Raw genomic sequence first — 15,072 nt, forward strand, 5'->3', positions numbered from 1 at the left:
ACAAAGCGCGCTGGACGATGCCATGTCCGGTTCGTTAACTTAATTTCACGAAAAGGCCAAGGGCTCGAGCTGGCTGCTGCATTGCCGGCATCCACTGACGTGGACGCCGGCAATTCCCGGGGTTCAGCCCTGCCGTGCTTTCATGCGCGGATTCTTCTTGTTGATCACGAATACGCGACCTCGTCGTCTCACTACCTGGGAGCCGGGCGCCTTCTTCAGTGCACGGATGGAGTTCCTAACTTTCATGCCATTCACCTCCTTCATGATGTGCGGAGCTGAACAGGTCCTTGAGTTCTTCCTCGGTGACCTGGCATTGCTTGAAGACCGTCTCGATCTGCGAAGCTTCGTGTTCGGATCCGTAGAGCAGCAATTCCGAGACGGCGATCTTCGAGTTCCACGCTCCGGTGTTTTCCATCCAGATGCGCGGACCGGCTCCCCCGATGGCCACGCGCTCGCTGAGCGCACTAGCCACCCAGAGGATGCCGCGGATGCACGTGCAGGATTCGGCCAGGGAGGGAAGGGCCTGGCGGAAGCGCTCGGGATGAAGCGGGCGCTCGGCGTGCAGGCGGATCGGCATAGTGCGAGCATTGGTTGCTGTTTGCGGCAGGTGCCCGGCGCTGGTGCGTTGGCGCGCTGCTCCGGGGTGGAAGGAGCCGAGTCCTTCTTCGTGCACGCAGATATGCGCATGCGGTGCCATCTGCCGAGCTAATTCGAGGCCGGCTTCAAAGTTGGGGCCGCCTGCGCGTCGTGGACCGGTGGCACTTTCGAGCAGTTGGGTTTCCAGGCCTTCGACCGGAATGAGGGTATCTGCCTGCATCAATTCGGTGAAGAAGAACTCTCCCGACGTCCTCGCATCGCGTTCCATGGCGTTGAACCCCGATTCCCAGAGGGTGTGCGGGTCCCACATCTGGTTTTCCAATTCGGCAGGATCCAGGGACAAGACGATGCTGCTGATCCGGATTTCCAATGGTTCGAGCTTTGTGCCGAGCATGTCCAGCACTGTTCCGCTAGGCCATGTGGCGGGCAACGCCAGGATCATTGCGGCCTCGGAATCTTCCGGTGCCAGGCGTTGGATCGTCGGCAGGATCTCGAACTTCATCGCACAGCCGATGCAGGGGTGCCCAAGAACGGTTTCGGCATGTTCTGCGGCTGCAGATCCGGAGACGTGGCGCACCAGCCGATTGCCGTCGACGAAGTCATAGCGCAAGATGACGGCATCAGGATGGTGGTGTCCCAGGTGGCTGAGGCCGGAGTCGCGGCTGGAAGTATCAAGTGCGGAGAGAACGATGAGATTCACGCGTTCAAGCTTATATGAGAATGAGTCTCAATAGCAAAACTGGGAACGGGGCTTAACGCCTCGGGGGCCCGCCCGCAAATGCGGACAGGCCCCGGAAGCGACAAGAAATATCAGTTCTGCGGCGCGTTGAAAACTACCGCAGAGGTACCCAGGCCTTCGATCGAAGTTTCAAGTGAATCGCCGTGCTTGAGCCACGGGTGACGCCCATTCTCGTCGCGGCGGCCCAACGCAACACCAGAGGGCGTACCCGTCAGGATGACGTCGCCTGGCTGCAATTCATTGAATGTCGAGAGGTAGGAAACCAAGGCGTCAGCAGAGAAAATCAGATCATCAATCTGTTCGTCCTGCACCACGGTGCCATTGACTGTGCTGGTAATGCGGGCGGCGGGGTCCAGCTCATCCGGGGTCACGAGCCACGGGCCCAGGGGAGTGGAGCGATCCCAGATCTTGCCCTGCAGCCACTCTTGGGTGCGGCCCTGGTAACCGCGCATCGACACATCGCTGGCCACGGCGTAGCCGGCAATATGCGCGGCAGCATCCTCCTGGCTGATGCGGCGACCCGGCTTGCCGATAATGATAGCCAGCTCTGCTTCGTAGTCCACCCGATGGTCTTCCACTGGAATTTCGATGGTGTCCTTGGCGCCGCATAGGGTGGAAGCGAACTTCGCGAACACCGTCGGATACTTTGGCAGCTCTTCGCCGACCTCGGCCGCATGCGTCTTGTAGTTCAACCCGATGCAGTAGATTTTCTCCGGCTTGGGGATCAGCGGAGCGTAGTCGGCTTCGCCCTCGGCGATGGAATCACCCACCAAAGCGCGAGCAACTACTTCTTGCTGAGTTGCGTCATCAAGACGCAGGAAACGCTGCACTGAATCGAGGTTGTCCAAGTAGTAGGCGCGGCCATCTTCAATGACAGCAGCGGTGGTATGGCCTGGTTCGCTGGCGAGGCGGAGCGTTGCAAGTTTCATGAATCTATCTCACTACACTTCTCGCTGAAAGTGCACCATATTTCGTGATCGGCAATTGATAGCAATTAGCCTTAAAAACGGCCGAGCCAGAGTTTTGATCTGGAAAACGTGGCTTGGCCATGCTCCGCTGACCCGGATAAACTCATGGCAAGCTACGGTCCCAGAGACCAGTCTTGAAATAACGATCTAGATACGAAACTAAAGTGAAGCAGGTTTTAATGTGGGTGACTTTTTTGGCGAGCGATCTCGCCATATCTTCTTCGCCTCGTGGCAGCACTTCTCGCTAGTCGCGCAGTGCTTGATCCTGGCGACAATTATTGCTGTGCTGATTGCCGTATTGGTATACCGCAACAAGCCCCTATCAGGCTTGGCTAACGGCATTAGCGCCATCGGCCTGACTATTCCGTCCTTTGCCCTGATCGGTTTGCTTATTGTCCCCGTGGGCTTCGGGGTTACTCCGGCAGTCATCGTGGTGACGTTCTTCGCCGCCCTGCCAATTCTGCGCAACGCGATCGTTGGGCTGAACAACATCGAACCAACCATTATCGAGTCAGCGCGCGGCATCGGCATGAGCCGGCTGAAGACTCTGATATCAGTAGAAATTCCCATAGCTTGGCCGGTGATCCTGACTGGCGTACGAATTTCAGCCCAGATGGTGATGGGCGTCGCCGCAGTGGTCTCCTACGCCCTGGGTCCTGGCCTTGGCGGGTTCATCTTCCAAGGACTCTCGCGTCTGGGCGGCGCGAACTCCCTGGAATCCGTGATCACCGGCGTAGTTGGCGTCGTGATCCTGGCGCTCATCCTTGATTTGATTTTGCTCGGCATTGGCCGACTGACCACCCCGCGAGGTATCCGTGTCTGAACATAAGATCCCTGAAAATGCCGTGGCCCAGAATGTCACTGGCGCTTCGATCATGCTTGAAGAAGTAACCAAGACCTACCCGGGACAAAAGAAATCGGCCGTAGGCGGCCTGACCCTGGAGATCCCTGCCGGGTCCATCGTGATGTTCGTGGGGCCATCGGGCTGCGGCAAGACGACCACCCTGAAGATGATTAATCGCCTGATCGAGCCGACCAGCGGCAAGATCGTCATTGACGGCGAAGATGTCACCGGCATGAACGGTGATGAACTGCGCCGCCGCATTGGCTATGTGATCCAGGCTGGCGGCCTGTTCCCGCATATGACCGTGGCGACCAATATCGCCATGGTTCCAAAGATGCTGGGTTGGCCCAAGGAGAAGATCGCTGCCCGCGTCGACGAGCTGCTGGAACTCGTCTCGCTGGATCCGGAACTTTACCGGGACCGTTTCCCCAAGGAGCTCTCCGGCGGCCAGCAGCAGCGTGTGGGCGTCGCCCGTGCATTGGCAGCGGATCCACCGGTCTTGCTAATGGATGAGCCATTCGGTGCAGTTGACCCAATTACCCGCCAGCGTCTGCAGGATGAGCTGCTGAACATCCAGTCTGAAGTCCAGAAGACGATCGTGTGCGTGACCCACGACTTCGACGAAGCGGTGAAGCTCGGCGACTGGATTGCGATCTTCAACGAAGGTGCGCAGTTGGAGCAGTACGACTCCCCAGAAAGGATCCTGGCCAATCCGGCCAGCGAGTTCGTGGAGAACTTCATCGGTTCGGGTGCCGGCTTGAAGCAGCTGACCTTGACGCGGGTGAACGAAGTGGAACTGGGAGAAGCCATCACCACCACACCGGGCAAGAATGCTTCGGAGGTGCTCTCGCAGCTGCAGGGCGCCGGACGCAAATACGCGGTAGTGCTTGATTCGCGGGGACGCCCGCTGCGCCGCATGGACCGCCGGCAACTGTCGCGTGCCCAGATCATCGAGGGTACCTACGATGAATCCATGCCGGTCGTCGGTGAGCAGGCCACCTTGAACGACGCATTGGACACCATGCTGGTGGCCAGTTCCGAGTCGGCCCTGGTAACGGGACGCCGTGATGTGCTCACGGGTGTCATCACGGTGCAGACCGTCATGGAGGCGATCGCGGCCGCGAACAACACCACGGATGCTAATCACGAGGCGCCGGTTGGCCTGAACTCGGGTGCCATCAACGTCGTGAATATCGATAGTGCGGCCACCGGGCAGGATGGTGAATCGGCATGAGATCCGAAACCCGCAGCTTGATTTGGCAGATCGCCGGAATCGCAGCTGCTTTCGCCATCTTGGTGGGTTGGCTGGTAACAGCCGACCTGACCGAGACCGAACAGCAAACGCTGGATCCGGCAACGATTTGGGGCTACACCCTCGACCACCTGAAGATCACGGTCATCTCGGCGCTCATCGTGCTGCTGATCGCGATTCCGCTCGGCGTGCTGCTCACTCGCCCCGGACTGCGCAAGGCAGCCCCGGCGGTGCGCGCCATTGCCAACTTCGGCCAAGCCGCACCCGCCATTGGCGTCATCGTGCTCTTGGCCTTCTGGTTGGGGTTCGGCCCGAAAACTGCCATTGTCTCACTGGTGATCTATGCGATTCTTCCGGTGCTCTCCAACACCATTGTTGGCCTGCAGCAGGTTGATGAACGCCTGGTGGAGGCCGGGCGGGGAATCGGCATGAGCCAGATGTCCGTGCTGTTGAAGGTCGAGCTGCCGTTGGCCGTCCCGGTGATGCTATCGGGCATCCGCACAGCCCTGGTGCTGCTGGTAGGCACCGCGACGTTGGCAACCTTTATCAACGGCGGCGGGCTGGGCATCTTGATCACTACGGGAGTGAACCTGAACCTGAATGTGGTGCTGATTGCCGGCTCGTTGCTAGTGGCCTTGCTGGCTTTGACGATTGATTGGCTTGGCCGCGTCGTCGAACAGGTGGCACGACCGAGAGGACTTTCGTGAACCGCAAACTGAATTTAGCTGTCCTGTCCATGGCCGCGCTGATCGGAATGACTGGGTGCGGACTTAGCCCATCGACCGGGACGGTGCCCAACGCCGGCCCCGCCGAGATCAAGCCGCTGGTCGAAAACGCTGAAGACACCACCGTGACCGTCACGTCCAAGTCCTTTACCGAGCAGCTGCTGCTGGGGAAGATCACCGTGATCGCGCTCAAGGCTGCCGGCTATGACGTCACCGACCTGACCAATGTTCCTGGCTCCCAGCCGGCACGTCAGTTGCTGCTTTCCGGCGACGCGAGCGTGCTCTGGGAGTACACCGGTACCGCGTGGCTGACCTACTTGGGCCACGAATCACCTGTTGTGGGTGAAGAAGAGCAGTGGCAGTCGGTGCACGATGAGGATGTTGCCAATGGAATTATCTGGGGAAATCCGGCACCGTTGAACAACACCTACGCATTGGCGATGAACGAAGAAACGACCAAGCGGCTGGGTATCACCAAGCTATCCGAACTGCAGACGCTGGACCCCGAAGATCTGACGTTCTGTGTCGACCCGGAATTCAATTCCCGTCGAGACGGTCTGACTCCAATGCTGGAACACTACGATATCGACCGTGGTTCAGAAGTGGCTGAGGACAATATCGGTCTGTACGACGTGGGTGCCATTTACCAGGCAACCGCTAATGGCGCGTGCAACTTCGGTGAAGTCTTCACCACTGACGGGCGCATCAAGGCGCTTAACTTGACCGTGCTGGAAGATGACCGGAAGTATTTCCCAAGCTACAACGCCGCCCCGGCTTTCAACGGAGAATTCCTAGAAAAGCACCCGGAAATCCAGCAGATCATGGACAAGATCGCTCCGTTGCTGACTGATCAGGTCTTGATGGACCTGAATTACCAGGTGGACGTGGTTGGCCGTGAACCGGCAGATGTTGCCTTCGAATGGATGGTTGGCCAAGGCTTGGTCTCCAATCCCTAACCGAGGCAACGAAAACTGCATGGATTAAGCAATGGATCCCCGGCATCGCGATGCCGGGGATCCATTTCAATGTCGCCGAGGATTCACTGGGGATTGGTTTCTCTCGCATGGATTTGCTTGCAGGATGGAAATAGGTGGAGGCCATCTACCTATTGCTGATTCCGGGTACCTAGCTCGCCGTCGACTTCATCGGCGATTTCGGTCGTGGCAGCGGTAGTGATGGATTCTTCCTGCCAAATTTCCTCTAGCTCTGCGGATAACTCGGCTTCTTCTTGGGCGTGATCGGGAACTGGGTCATTTGCGTTCATGGCCTCAGTCTAGCCATGTACACGTCTGAGTAAAGGGGTGCATGAAAAATAACTTCAGTAGAAACTTTCCTAGTCAGTATCAAAATAAGGATCTCTTGAATATCCAGATGAAACTTTTTTAGGGAAAGTGGTTGACGCTTCAACTTCATTAGTGGCATACTGGTATCAGCAAAACAAATTGAGGCGTCAACTACTTGATGGCCCGGCGAAAGGATTTAGACATGACTGCATCTGCATTGACCACCGGAACCTGGAACCTCGACGCATCGCACTCCGAGATCGGCTTCTCGGTTCGCCACGCAGGCATCTCCAAGGTTCGCGGCAGCTTCACAGAATTCGACGCAACCCTGACCACCGGCGCAACCCTGGCAGATTCCTCGGTCGAGGCAACCGTCCAGATCGCATCGGTCAATACCAAGGACGCTAACCGCGACGGCCACCTGAAGGGCGAGGACTTCTTCAACGCCGAGCAGTTCCCAACCATGACCTTCAAGTCCACTGCGGTCAAGGGCGAGGCTGGCGAGTTCATTCTCGTTGGGGATCTGACCATCCGCGGCGTGAGCAAGGAAGTTGAATTCGAAGCAGAGCTCGGCGGCGAAGCTGTAGACGCTTTCGGCGCAACCCGCGTTGGCTTCTTCGCATCCACGACCATCTCCCGCAAGGAATTCGGCATCACCTGGAACGCAGCATTGGAAGCCGGTGGCGTTCTGGTCAGCGACAAGGTCAAGATCGAAATCGACGCTTCGTTCGTACTGCCAACCGCAGAGTAAAAGTTTCCCGAAGGCCGTCATGGGGATGACGGGATAAGGGCCGATACCGGCAAAGCCTCCGGCTCACGAAAGTGAGCCGGAGGCTTTGTCGTTAAAGTCGAGGAAAGACGTGCCTAGGAACCGCTGAATGACGGGTCCACGGAAAATGCGATAGCACCGATGACAAGGAATGCGACATACACGATCCAGAGCACGCCCAAAATGGTGCCGATCCAACCGGTCACTTTGCCGACCGTGGAGACCGTATTGAATTCCCTTTCGGCTTTATTGGCCTTGAAAATAGCAATCGGGCCAAGGATCACGCCTGCAACGAAGATGGACACAATGCCAAGAATCATCGAGGTCTGTGCCAGCTGGGTGCCTTGAAATTGGGATGCTGTCGGATAGCCGAAGTTGCCCGGGGGATACTGGCCCGGTTGGCCATGTGCCTGTTGATTGTAGTAAGGCTGTTGCGGGACGCCGTTGAGGTCGTAGGAACCAGGCTGCTGGTACTGCCGGTTCTGACCCTGGTGCCCTGAAGAATAAGGGTTTCGTGGTTCTTCGCCTGGACTGGTCATGGCAACCTGCTTTCCGCTTGTGAGGCTCGTTCGCTTAATTCAAGATTCTCACATGCAACCGGCAATAACATCTAATCTCTAGAAGAACTCTCTGCAATGCCAGAATGCCCCGTACCTGCCAGGGAAGTCAGCTGGCTGGATGCGTTCTACGCCACAGCGCATGAGCGCCAGTCGCCACCGCCACAAGTAATAGGCTCAGTGCCAAGCCGATCCCGAAGATCTGGCCGTAGTGGCCATTTTGCGCTAAATCTGCAGTTAGGTAGGTCGCCGCAGAGGCCCCGGCGAACAGGGCAAAAACGAACAGTGAAACGGTGGTGGCCCGCGCATCAGGCGAGATATCGGTCGCCCACCCCTGCATCGATGAGTGCATGATCGCGTTCGCGGCACCCAGGAAGAACGCGGTGAAGGTATATGAGGCAGGGGACGGGGCGAACGCCGAAGGGAGGAAAGCTGCGCAAAGCACCAGGCCTCCACCGCCAATAAACCACGTTCGGCCGAAGCGTGCCACCAATCGGCGCATCAAGCGTGCACCCAGAATGACTCCCAGGGCAAAAACGCAACCTAGCGCTCCTGCCAAGCCAATAGCGACACCGGATTCTTGCAAGGCGGGAACGATATAGGTCAGCAATCCCATGAGTAGCCCGCCTTCGAGGAAGACGATGGCATAAAGAGCCAAGTTCATAGGACGTAAAGCTGCACGGAATTTGAATCCGGAACGCGAATGCTCGGGCTCTGCCGCCTTCCGCAAGCTATACAGGGCCGCTAAGCAACCCAGTGCAGGCAACAGGAACACCAGCCGCCAGTTCGCGTATGTTGCCAATGCTCCTGAAGCCAATGTCGCCAGGGTGGTGCCCAGCGAGGAATAGATCTGCAAATCAGATAAGCCGCGAGCGCGTTCCACCCCCGTGCGGGTATCGCCCAGGAGCGTCATCAGGGTTGGATACAGTGCGCCGAACATGAACCCGGTGACGGAGCGAGCAATGAGTAGCGGCAAATAGTCGGTGAACATGATGCTGGCGACCGCGCCGAGGCCAGCGCCGATGAGCGCCGCGCGCAAAACCGCAAGACGCCCGAAACGATCGCTAAGCACGCCCCAGATCGGCTGGCCTATGGCATAGAACAAGGCATAGGAAGCTACCAGTTGGACGGCTTGGGCGAAACTGAGCGAGGTGCCCAGCGAAAGTGCGACCAGCATGGGAGGGGTGCCATAGCGGTCGAAGAAGGAAAGGAAGCCGACGAAGCGCAAAGCCGAATCGGGAATGGTGCGTACCGAAATCCGAAGGTCCTGTTGTTTCTCCATCCCGGCCCTTCAAGTGAGAATCTTCCGCCTGCCTATCCATGTAATCAGAATCTGCCCGCTGATGCTGTTTTGGATGACAGCTGCCACGGGCAGATGACGGATCGGCAGCTAGGCAGTTACTGGTGCTTCAGTCATGAATTGAGCGAAGAATTCGCCCAACTCACCGGTCGCGTCCAGCGGCAGCACCATGGACACGTCCAAGCCTGGACAGGATTGGCGGGCTGGGTGCGCCAGGTATATCCGGTAATGAAAATCCGAGGCAAGGGAAGCATAACGGATTGCCGTCACGATGGAGCCGGGGAAGTCATCGCGGGGTTGAGCGTTTCCATTCCACCGGTGCGCTTCCGCGAAATGTTCGAGGCCGGGCTGTCGGCTTCGGTTTTTGCCGCGCGCGATCGAATAGAAGCGGACCTGAAGAATTTCATTGCCGGCGGCTAGGGCAAGAAGTCGACAGCACGCTTAAATGCACTCGCGGCCGGTTCCCCTGGAGGTTTAGGAGGGGGGAACCGGCCGCGAAAGCTTATATTGCGCCAGCCTTACAGACCGCGAACCATCAGGACGTCCAAGGTACGCGGGCCGTGCACGCCTTCAACGCGCTCCAGCTCGATATCACTGGTGGCCGATGGACCGGAGATCCAGGTCTGCGGGCGGGTGATGGCCAGTCGCGGCATGGCTTCTGGCAGCAGGCGCACGATCGAGGAGATCGGCACGATGCACACATGGTGGTCGGGTACCAGCGAAATCGCGCGGCGGCCCTGGTTAGGCTCGCCATCGAGGATGATGGTGCCGGACTCGGCGACCGAAACGGCCGACGAGGTGACCACGGCGCTGGTTTCATCCAGTTCGGCGATGCTCAGCCGTGCGCCCGGGGCATCGATGCGCTGCTCGACCTTCTCGCTCAGCCCTGAGAGCCAGCCGGTGTCCAAGCCATGCGGGTAGACAACGCTGGAGGCTCCCGCCAGCTTGGCCGCTACGTATTCCGGGATCTGCGCGGCGTCAATGACGTCCACCCCGGCCTTGTAATCCACCAAGCGGTCCACCAGCAGGTCGATGAGCTCAGCTTCACCCATATCCGAGGTCTTGCGGTATTCGCGGGGTACCTCTTGCGCGACGGGAGCATCGGCTAGTGCCGAGCGGATCCGTCCCAGGATTTCGTCTTTTGCGCTCACTTGGACTCCTTCTCGTCGCTCCACCAGTCGCGGAAGGACTTGTTTGGCGGGGCGGGAATGTCACGGCTGGCGGTCCACCCTGCGGCGATGCCCGGAAGCTTCTTGATCTTCTTTTCCTTGCCGGACATCAGCCGGCCCAGCGGCAAGGCCTTTTCGAGCAGGCCGAGGTTCTTGCCCTTGCCCAACGCCCAGGAGCCGCCCTTCATCAGCAGATCCATCTGGGTGGGGAGCTTGTGCTTGTCGCGGTTGGCATCCACGTCCTCGCCGCGCAGGTGCACGAGGATTTCCGGAATGTTGATCTTCACCGGGCAAGCGTCGTAGCAGGCGCCGCACAGCGAGGAAGCATATGGCAGGGAGCCGTTTTCCTCGACCTCGATGCCGGTCAGCAGCGGGGAGAGGATTGCGCCGATCGGGCCCGGGTAGGTCGAACCGTAGGCGTGGCCGCCGGTGCGCTCGTACACTGGGCACACGTTCATGCAGGCCGAGCAGCGGATGCAGTTCAGCGCGGTGCGGCCGAAGCGGTCGGCCAGGGCGCGGGTGCGGCCGTTATCCAGCAGCACGATGTGCACGTTCTGCGGGCCATCGTCTTCGCTCACGCCGGTCCACAGCGAGGTGTAGGGATTCATGCGCTCGCCGGTGGAAGACCGCGGCAGCAGCTGCATGAAGACCTCGATGTCCTCCCAGTGGGGGAGAACCTTCTCGATGCCCATGACGGTGATCAGGGTTTCTGGCAGGGTCAGGCACATGCGGCCGTTGCCCTCGGATTCCACTACGCCCAGGGTGCCGGTATCGGCCAGCGCGAAGTTCGCGCCGGAGATGGCGACCTTGGCGGAAAGGAACTTCTTGCGCAGGTGCTTGCGGGCAGCTTCGGCCAGCTTGGCTGGCTCATCGGTCAGGTTCGGATCCACTACCGGCATTTCCTTGAGGAAGATGTCGCGCACCTCGGTGCGGTTCTTGTGGATCGCCGGGACCAGGATGTGGCTTGGCTTGTCGTTGCCCAGCTGGACAATCAGCTCGGCGAGGTCGGTCTCGAAGGCTTCGATGCCCTCAGTCTCCAGGTGCTCGTTCAGGCCGATTTCCTGGGTGGCCATGGACTTGACCTTGACGACCTCTTTCGAACCGGTCGCCTTGACCAGCTCGGTAACGATCTTGTTGGCTTCGTCCGCGTCACGGGCCCAGTGGACAATGCCGCCCCGGGCGGTGAAGTTCTTCTCGAACTCTTCCAAACGCTCTTCGAGGTTGGCCATCGTCAGGTTCTTGATGGCGCTGCCGGCGTCGCGCAGCTCTTCCCAGTCCGGAAGCTCGCCGACAACGTTCAGCCGCTTGTCGCGAATGGTGTGGGTGGCGTGGCGCAGGTTCTTGCGCATCTGGGTGTTGCCCAGTTCGCGGTGCGCGGCCTTGGGGAATGGCTCGGTCTCGAACAGGTTGCCCTGCCCGCCGGCAGGCATGCCGAGGAATACCTGAGTCACAGTGACACCGTCTCTTCCATGGTGCTGGCCAGGATATCTGCCAGGTGCAGGGTCTTTGGCTTGGCTCCGGTGCGTGAAAGTCCGCCGCCGATGTGCATCAGGCAGGAGGCATCGCCGCCCGCGCAGGCCGAGGCGCCGGTGGAGCAGATGTTCTTCATCTTGTCTTCGAGCATTGCCGTGGAGACATCGGAGTTCTTGATCGAGAAGGTACCGCCGAAGCCGCAGCACTGGTCAGCTTCCGGAAGTTCGTTGACGGTGATGCCGCCGACGGTCTTGAGCAGATCAAGTTGCCGATCGCCGAGTTTCAGCGAACGCATGCCGTGGCAGGAAGGGTGGTAGGTGATGGTCTGCGGGAAGTAGCTGCCCAGCTGCTCGGCGGCGTTGGTGATCCCCAGGACATCCACCAGCAGCTGGCTCAGTTCATAGGTGCGCTTGCCCACGGCAACTGCGCGTTCCTTGAGCTCCGGCTTGCCCAGGCGCTCTGCCAGGAAAGGGTGCTGGTGCTTGACCGAAGCAACGCAGGAGCCCGAGGGGGCCACCGCGACGTCATAGTCTTCGGTGTCGAAGGCATTGATGTGGTTTTCGACCACGGGCAGGGCTTCAGGCATATAACCGGAATTCATGTGCATTTGCCCACAGCAGGCTTGCGCCTTGGGGAAAATTACTTCATGGCCCAAGCGTTCCAGGATTTTCACTGTCGACTTGGCGGTTTCCGGATACATAGCATCCACAATGCACGTGGCAAAGAGAGCAATTCGCATAATAAATGACTCTTTCAGGGTGTGGTCAGACCATACTATGCCACGCACTTCGTAATAGTCAAGACTTGTTGTGATAGCTCTCACCTTGTACTCTTGGTGGTCGGACCACATATGGTCAGACCATCTCGAGTAAGGACGCCCACACCGTGTTTACACCTTCCACGGATCCGATTGCGGGGAGCATAGCTGTCTCAGCGCTCATCGCACTGATCCCGCTTGTAGCCTTCTTCGTACTCCTGGCGGTAGTCAAGGTCAAGGCCCACTGGGCCGGCCTCGGCTCGCTCGCTGTTGCCATCCTCGTGGCGATCTTCGGCTGGAACATGCCGGTTGGATTGGCATTGAACTCCGGACTGATGGGCATGGTCTTCGGTGCCTTCCCTATCGTCTGGATCGTTGTCATGGCGATCTTCCTCTACCAGGTCACCGTCAAGTCGGGCCGCTTCGAAGACCTGCGCCGCGTCTTCGACGTCATCGGCGGCGGCGATGTGCGCATCCAGGCCGTGCTGATTGCTTTCTGCTTCGGCGGCCTGCTTGAAGCGCTGGCCGGCTTCGGCGCACCGGTGGCGATTACCGCCACCATGCTGCTGGCATTGGGCCTGTCGCCGCTGCGCGCAGCCTGCGCGGTGCTGATTGCCAACACCGCCCCGGTGGCCTTCGGCGCCGTGGCGATCCCGATCACCACCGCCGGTGCCCTGACCGGCATCCCGGCTGCCGACATCGGCGCCATCGTTGGACACCAGTCCCCGCTGCTGGCGCTGTTCGTCCCATCGATCCTGGTGCTGATCCTCGACGGCTGGCGCGGCATGCGCCAAACCCTGCCGGCAACGCTGACCATCGGCATTTCCTTCGGTGTCGCCCAGTGGCTGTGCTCGACCTACTTCTCCTATGAGCTGACCGATATCGTTGCTGCGCTGGTTGGCTTGGCCGCCGCAGTGATCCTGCTGCGCTTCTGGACTCCAAAGGGTGCCGACGAGGCACGCCAGCGCGTGCTGACTGCTGAAGCCGCCGCAATTCCATACGAAGCCAATGCCAAGCTGCACCCGGTCAACACCTGGATGGCTTTGTTCCCGTACCTGCTGGTTATCGTCATCTTCGGCGTGGCCAAGCTGTGGAAGCTGGGCGTGGACATTCCTGCATGGCTGGCAACCACGGACATCAAGTTCGGCTGGCCAGGACTGGACGGCAAGATCCTGAATGCTGATGGCGAAGCGGTATCTTCGACCGTCTACAACTTCCAGTGGCTTTCCTCCCCGGGCACCTTGCTGCTGATCACCGGCCTGATCGTGGCCCTGGTCTACGCGAAGAACGACGGCAACGGCAAGTACAAGATGACCTTCGCCGAGGGTGCTGCCGAAATCGGCAAGACCGTCTACAACATGCGCTACGCCGCGCTGACCATCCTCTCGGTCCTGGGCCTGGCTTACGTGATGAACCTTTCGGGCCAGACCATTACCATTGGCACCTGGCTGGCAGGCACCGGCGCATTCTTCGCCTTCCTGTCGCCAATCCTGGGCTGGATCGGCACCGCGGTGACCGGCTCGGATACCTCGGCCAACGCGCTGTTCGCCAAGCTGCAGCAGACCGCTGGCATCAATGCCGGCATCGATCCGAACCTGCTGGTTGCCGCCAACACCTCCGGCGGCGTGGTCGGCAAGCTGATCTCCCCGCAGAACCTGGCCATCGCCGCTACCTCGGTGAAGATGGAAGGCCAGGAGTCGGTGATCCTCAAGAAGGTTGCCGGTTGGTCCGTAGGCATGCTGCTGGTGCTGTGCTGCTTGGTTTACCTGCAGTCCACCCCGGTTCTGTCCTGGATGCTGCCTTAGCCGTGAACGGCTAAAATAGATCCGATGCCAGTAAACCCAGCTCCGCGTGCGTACCAGATTGTTCTCCAAGCAATTGAAGAGGATCTGCGCAAGGAGAAGCTCTCCGTTGGAGACCAGCTTCCCGGCGAGCGTGCGCTCGCGGAGCAGCATGGGATCTCGCGGGCTTCGGTCCGAGATGCCATCCGCATCCTTGATGTGATGGGCATTATCAAGACTTCCACCGGCTCCGGGCCCAACTCCGGAGCGGTGATCATCTCCAACCCCTCGGCAGGCATTTCGCAGGCATTGCGCCTGCACTTGGCGGCCAAGGGGATCAACGTCCGCGAGATCGTCGAATCTCGCATCCTGCTGGAAACCTGGGCAGCGCAAATGACGCCGCGCGATCCGATCCATGCCCAGCAGGTCATTGACCGCACCGCGGTGCTGATCATGCGCATGGACGACGCGCAGCTCTCGCGCGAGGCCTTCCACCGCATTGATGCCGAGTTCCATGTGCTCCTGGCCTCCATGGCCGGCAACGCGGTAGTGGAATCGATGATGGAATCGCTGCGCAACTCGATCAGCGACTATGTCTCCGAATCGGTGCCCAGCGACGAGGCCTGGCAGCCGGTGGTGCGCGTCCTGCGCCGCCAGCACAAGGCCATCCACCACGCATTCGCGACGAACCAGCGCGAACGGGCGGCCCAGCTACTCGAAGAGCACATCAACTGGTTCTACTCGCAGACCCGCTAGATCCGGCAGGATAGTTTTCAGGTAAATAAGTCGGACTTTAAGGCACCTCGCACCTCTTATATCTGATATGTTTTGGGGAAGCGACGGGGCTGATTTTTCGGA

At 59.5% G+C, this 15,072-nt stretch carries 17 protein-coding genes; 8 read left to right on the forward strand and 9 right to left on the reverse strand.

Features of this window, described 5'->3' with window-relative positions; all coding sequences use genetic code 11:
- Positions 1–123: 123 nt before the first annotated feature.
- The 3 genes from ykgO to ACIP6G_RS08170 all read right to left on the reverse strand — a co-directional run bounded on the left by ykgO (position 124) and on the right by ACIP6G_RS08170 (position 2,265).
- On the reverse strand, positions 124–246 hold the full coding sequence (gene ykgO / locus ACIP6G_RS08160) for a type B 50S ribosomal protein L36 (protein WP_073707785.1): 123 nt from the start codon (positions 244–246) through the stop codon (positions 124–126).
- On the reverse strand, positions 236–1,297 hold the full coding sequence (locus ACIP6G_RS08165) for a GTP-binding protein (RefSeq protein WP_365943360.1): 1,062 nt from the start codon (positions 1,295–1,297) through the stop codon (positions 236–238). Before ACIP6G_RS08165 ends, ykgO begins: the two co-directional genes overlap by 11 nt.
- 110 nt (positions 1,298–1,407) lie before the next feature.
- Complete coding sequence (locus ACIP6G_RS08170) at positions 1,408–2,265, reverse strand: fumarylacetoacetate hydrolase family protein (protein WP_332731296.1); 858 nt, start codon at positions 2,263–2,265, stop codon at positions 1,408–1,410.
- A gap of 220 nt (positions 2,266–2,485) precedes the next feature.
- Here ACIP6G_RS08170 and ACIP6G_RS08175 point away from each other — a divergent pair, with 220 nt between their 5' ends.
- From ACIP6G_RS08175 to ACIP6G_RS08190, 4 genes are read left to right on the forward strand one after another with little or no spacing between them, the layout of a single operon-like run.
- Positions 2,486–3,127 carry an ABC transporter permease gene (locus ACIP6G_RS08175; RefSeq protein ID WP_332727030.1) on the forward strand — a complete coding sequence of 214 codons (642 nt, stop codon included), beginning with the start codon at positions 2,486–2,488 and terminating at the stop codon, positions 3,125–3,127.
- Positions 3,120–4,382: a betaine/proline/choline family ABC transporter ATP-binding protein gene (locus ACIP6G_RS08180; RefSeq protein WP_105656262.1), complete on the forward strand. Its 1,263-nt coding sequence runs from the start codon at positions 3,120–3,122 to the stop codon at positions 4,380–4,382. The genes ACIP6G_RS08175 and ACIP6G_RS08180 overlap by 8 nt, the downstream gene beginning before the upstream one ends.
- Positions 4,379–5,107, forward strand: coding sequence for an ABC transporter permease (locus ACIP6G_RS08185; RefSeq protein WP_105661999.1), 729 nt, complete (start codon positions 4,379–4,381; stop codon positions 5,105–5,107). Before ACIP6G_RS08180 ends, ACIP6G_RS08185 begins: the two co-directional genes overlap by 4 nt.
- A complete protein-coding gene (locus tag ACIP6G_RS08190) occupies positions 5,104–6,081 on the forward strand; it encodes a glycine betaine ABC transporter substrate-binding protein (protein ID WP_219844107.1) in 978 nt (325 codons plus the stop codon). The genes ACIP6G_RS08185 and ACIP6G_RS08190 overlap by 4 nt, the downstream gene beginning before the upstream one ends.
- A 149-nt stretch (positions 6,082–6,230) precedes the next feature.
- Here ACIP6G_RS08190 and ACIP6G_RS08195 read toward each other — a convergent pair whose 3' ends face one another.
- The gene (locus tag ACIP6G_RS08195; RefSeq protein ID WP_166650780.1) at positions 6,231–6,389 is read right to left on the reverse strand and encodes a hypothetical protein; all 159 of its coding nucleotides are present in this window, start codon (positions 6,387–6,389) and stop codon (positions 6,231–6,233) included.
- Between the two features lie 221 nt (positions 6,390–6,610).
- On the opposite strand from ACIP6G_RS08195, the gene ACIP6G_RS08200 reads away from it, so the two are divergent.
- Positions 6,611–7,159 (forward strand): YceI family protein, encoded by a 549-nt coding sequence (locus ACIP6G_RS08200; protein ID WP_105656264.1) that lies wholly within the window; start codon positions 6,611–6,613, stop codon positions 7,157–7,159.
- Between the two features lie 113 nt (positions 7,160–7,272).
- On the opposite strand, the gene ACIP6G_RS08205 is transcribed toward ACIP6G_RS08200, so the two are convergent.
- Together ACIP6G_RS08205 and ACIP6G_RS08210 are read right to left on the reverse strand one after the other, a co-directional pair.
- Complete coding sequence (locus ACIP6G_RS08205; RefSeq protein WP_133834047.1) at positions 7,273–7,716, reverse strand: DUF4190 domain-containing protein; 444 nt, start codon at positions 7,714–7,716, stop codon at positions 7,273–7,275.
- Between the two features lie 127 nt (positions 7,717–7,843).
- On the reverse strand, positions 7,844–9,016 hold the full coding sequence (locus tag ACIP6G_RS08210) for an MFS transporter (protein WP_365943361.1): 1,173 nt from the start codon (positions 9,014–9,016) through the stop codon (positions 7,844–7,846).
- On the opposite strand from ACIP6G_RS08210, the gene ACIP6G_RS08215 reads away from it, so the two are divergent.
- The gene (locus ACIP6G_RS08215) at positions 9,005–9,454 is read left to right on the forward strand and encodes a hypothetical protein (RefSeq protein ID WP_400289474.1); all 450 of its coding nucleotides are present in this window, start codon (positions 9,005–9,007) and stop codon (positions 9,452–9,454) included. The genes ACIP6G_RS08210 and ACIP6G_RS08215 overlap by 12 nt on opposite strands.
- A gap of 98 nt (positions 9,455–9,552) precedes the next feature.
- Here ACIP6G_RS08215 and ACIP6G_RS08220 read toward each other — a convergent pair whose 3' ends face one another.
- Genes ACIP6G_RS08220 through ACIP6G_RS08230 form a run of 3 tightly spaced genes read right to left on the reverse strand, consistent with a single transcriptional unit; the run spans position 9,553 to position 12,415 of the window.
- Positions 9,553–10,185 carry an LUD domain-containing protein gene (locus ACIP6G_RS08220; RefSeq protein WP_332730680.1) on the reverse strand — a complete coding sequence of 211 codons (633 nt, stop codon included), beginning with the start codon at positions 10,183–10,185 and terminating at the stop codon, positions 9,553–9,555.
- Positions 10,182–11,633, reverse strand: coding sequence for a LutB/LldF family L-lactate oxidation iron-sulfur protein (locus ACIP6G_RS08225; protein WP_105662149.1), 1,452 nt, complete (start codon positions 11,631–11,633; stop codon positions 10,182–10,184). Before ACIP6G_RS08225 ends, ACIP6G_RS08220 begins: the two co-directional genes overlap by 4 nt.
- Before the next feature lie 17 nt (positions 11,634–11,650).
- Positions 11,651–12,415: a (Fe-S)-binding protein gene (locus ACIP6G_RS08230; protein WP_105656268.1), complete on the reverse strand. Its 765-nt coding sequence runs from the start codon at positions 12,413–12,415 to the stop codon at positions 11,651–11,653.
- 146 nt (positions 12,416–12,561) lie between these two features.
- On the opposite strand from ACIP6G_RS08230, the gene ACIP6G_RS08235 reads away from it, so the two are divergent.
- Positions 12,562–14,238, forward strand: coding sequence for an L-lactate permease (locus ACIP6G_RS08235; RefSeq protein WP_365943363.1), 1,677 nt, complete (start codon positions 12,562–12,564; stop codon positions 14,236–14,238).
- 24 nt (positions 14,239–14,262) lie between these two features.
- Positions 14,263–14,970 carry a FadR/GntR family transcriptional regulator gene (locus ACIP6G_RS08240; RefSeq protein WP_105656270.1) on the forward strand — a complete coding sequence of 236 codons (708 nt, stop codon included), beginning with the start codon at positions 14,263–14,265 and terminating at the stop codon, positions 14,968–14,970.
- Positions 14,971–15,072: the final 102 nt, after the last annotated feature.

Source organism: Glutamicibacter sp. NPDC088483, from assembly GCF_044753145.1.
Lineage (GTDB): Bacteria > Actinomycetota > Actinomycetes > Actinomycetales > Micrococcaceae > Glutamicibacter.

Excerpts from the sequence above, each read along its gene's own strand:
- ykgO (WP_073707785.1), bottom strand. The coding sequence starts at position 246 with ATGAAAGTTAGGAACTCCATCCGTGCACTGAAGAAGGCGCCCGGCTCC.
- ACIP6G_RS08170 (WP_332731296.1), bottom strand. The coding sequence starts at position 2,265 with ATGAAACTTGCAACGCTCCGCCTCGCCAGCGAACCAGGCCATACCACC.
- ACIP6G_RS08185 (WP_105661999.1), top strand. The coding sequence starts at position 4,379 with ATGAGATCCGAAACCCGCAGCTTGATTTGGCAGATCGCCGGAATCGCA.
- ACIP6G_RS08195 (WP_166650780.1), bottom strand. The coding sequence starts at position 6,389 with ATGAACGCAAATGACCCAGTTCCCGATCACGCCCAAGAAGAAGCCGAG.
- ACIP6G_RS08200 (WP_105656264.1), top strand. The coding sequence starts at position 6,611 with ATGACTGCATCTGCATTGACCACCGGAACCTGGAACCTCGACGCATCG.
- ACIP6G_RS08205 (WP_133834047.1), bottom strand. The coding sequence starts at position 7,716 with ATGACCAGTCCAGGCGAAGAACCACGAAACCCTTATTCTTCAGGGCAC.
- ACIP6G_RS08210 (WP_365943361.1), bottom strand. The coding sequence starts at position 9,016 with ATGGAGAAACAACAGGACCTTCGGATTTCGGTACGCACCATTCCCGAT.
- ACIP6G_RS08225 (WP_105662149.1), bottom strand. The coding sequence starts at position 11,633 with ATGCCTGCCGGCGGGCAGGGCAACCTGTTCGAGACCGAGCCATTCCCC.
- ACIP6G_RS08230 (WP_105656268.1), bottom strand. The coding sequence starts at position 12,415 with ATGCGAATTGCTCTCTTTGCCACGTGCATTGTGGATGCTATGTATCCG.
- ACIP6G_RS08240 (WP_105656270.1), top strand. The coding sequence starts at position 14,263 with ATGCCAGTAAACCCAGCTCCGCGTGCGTACCAGATTGTTCTCCAAGCA.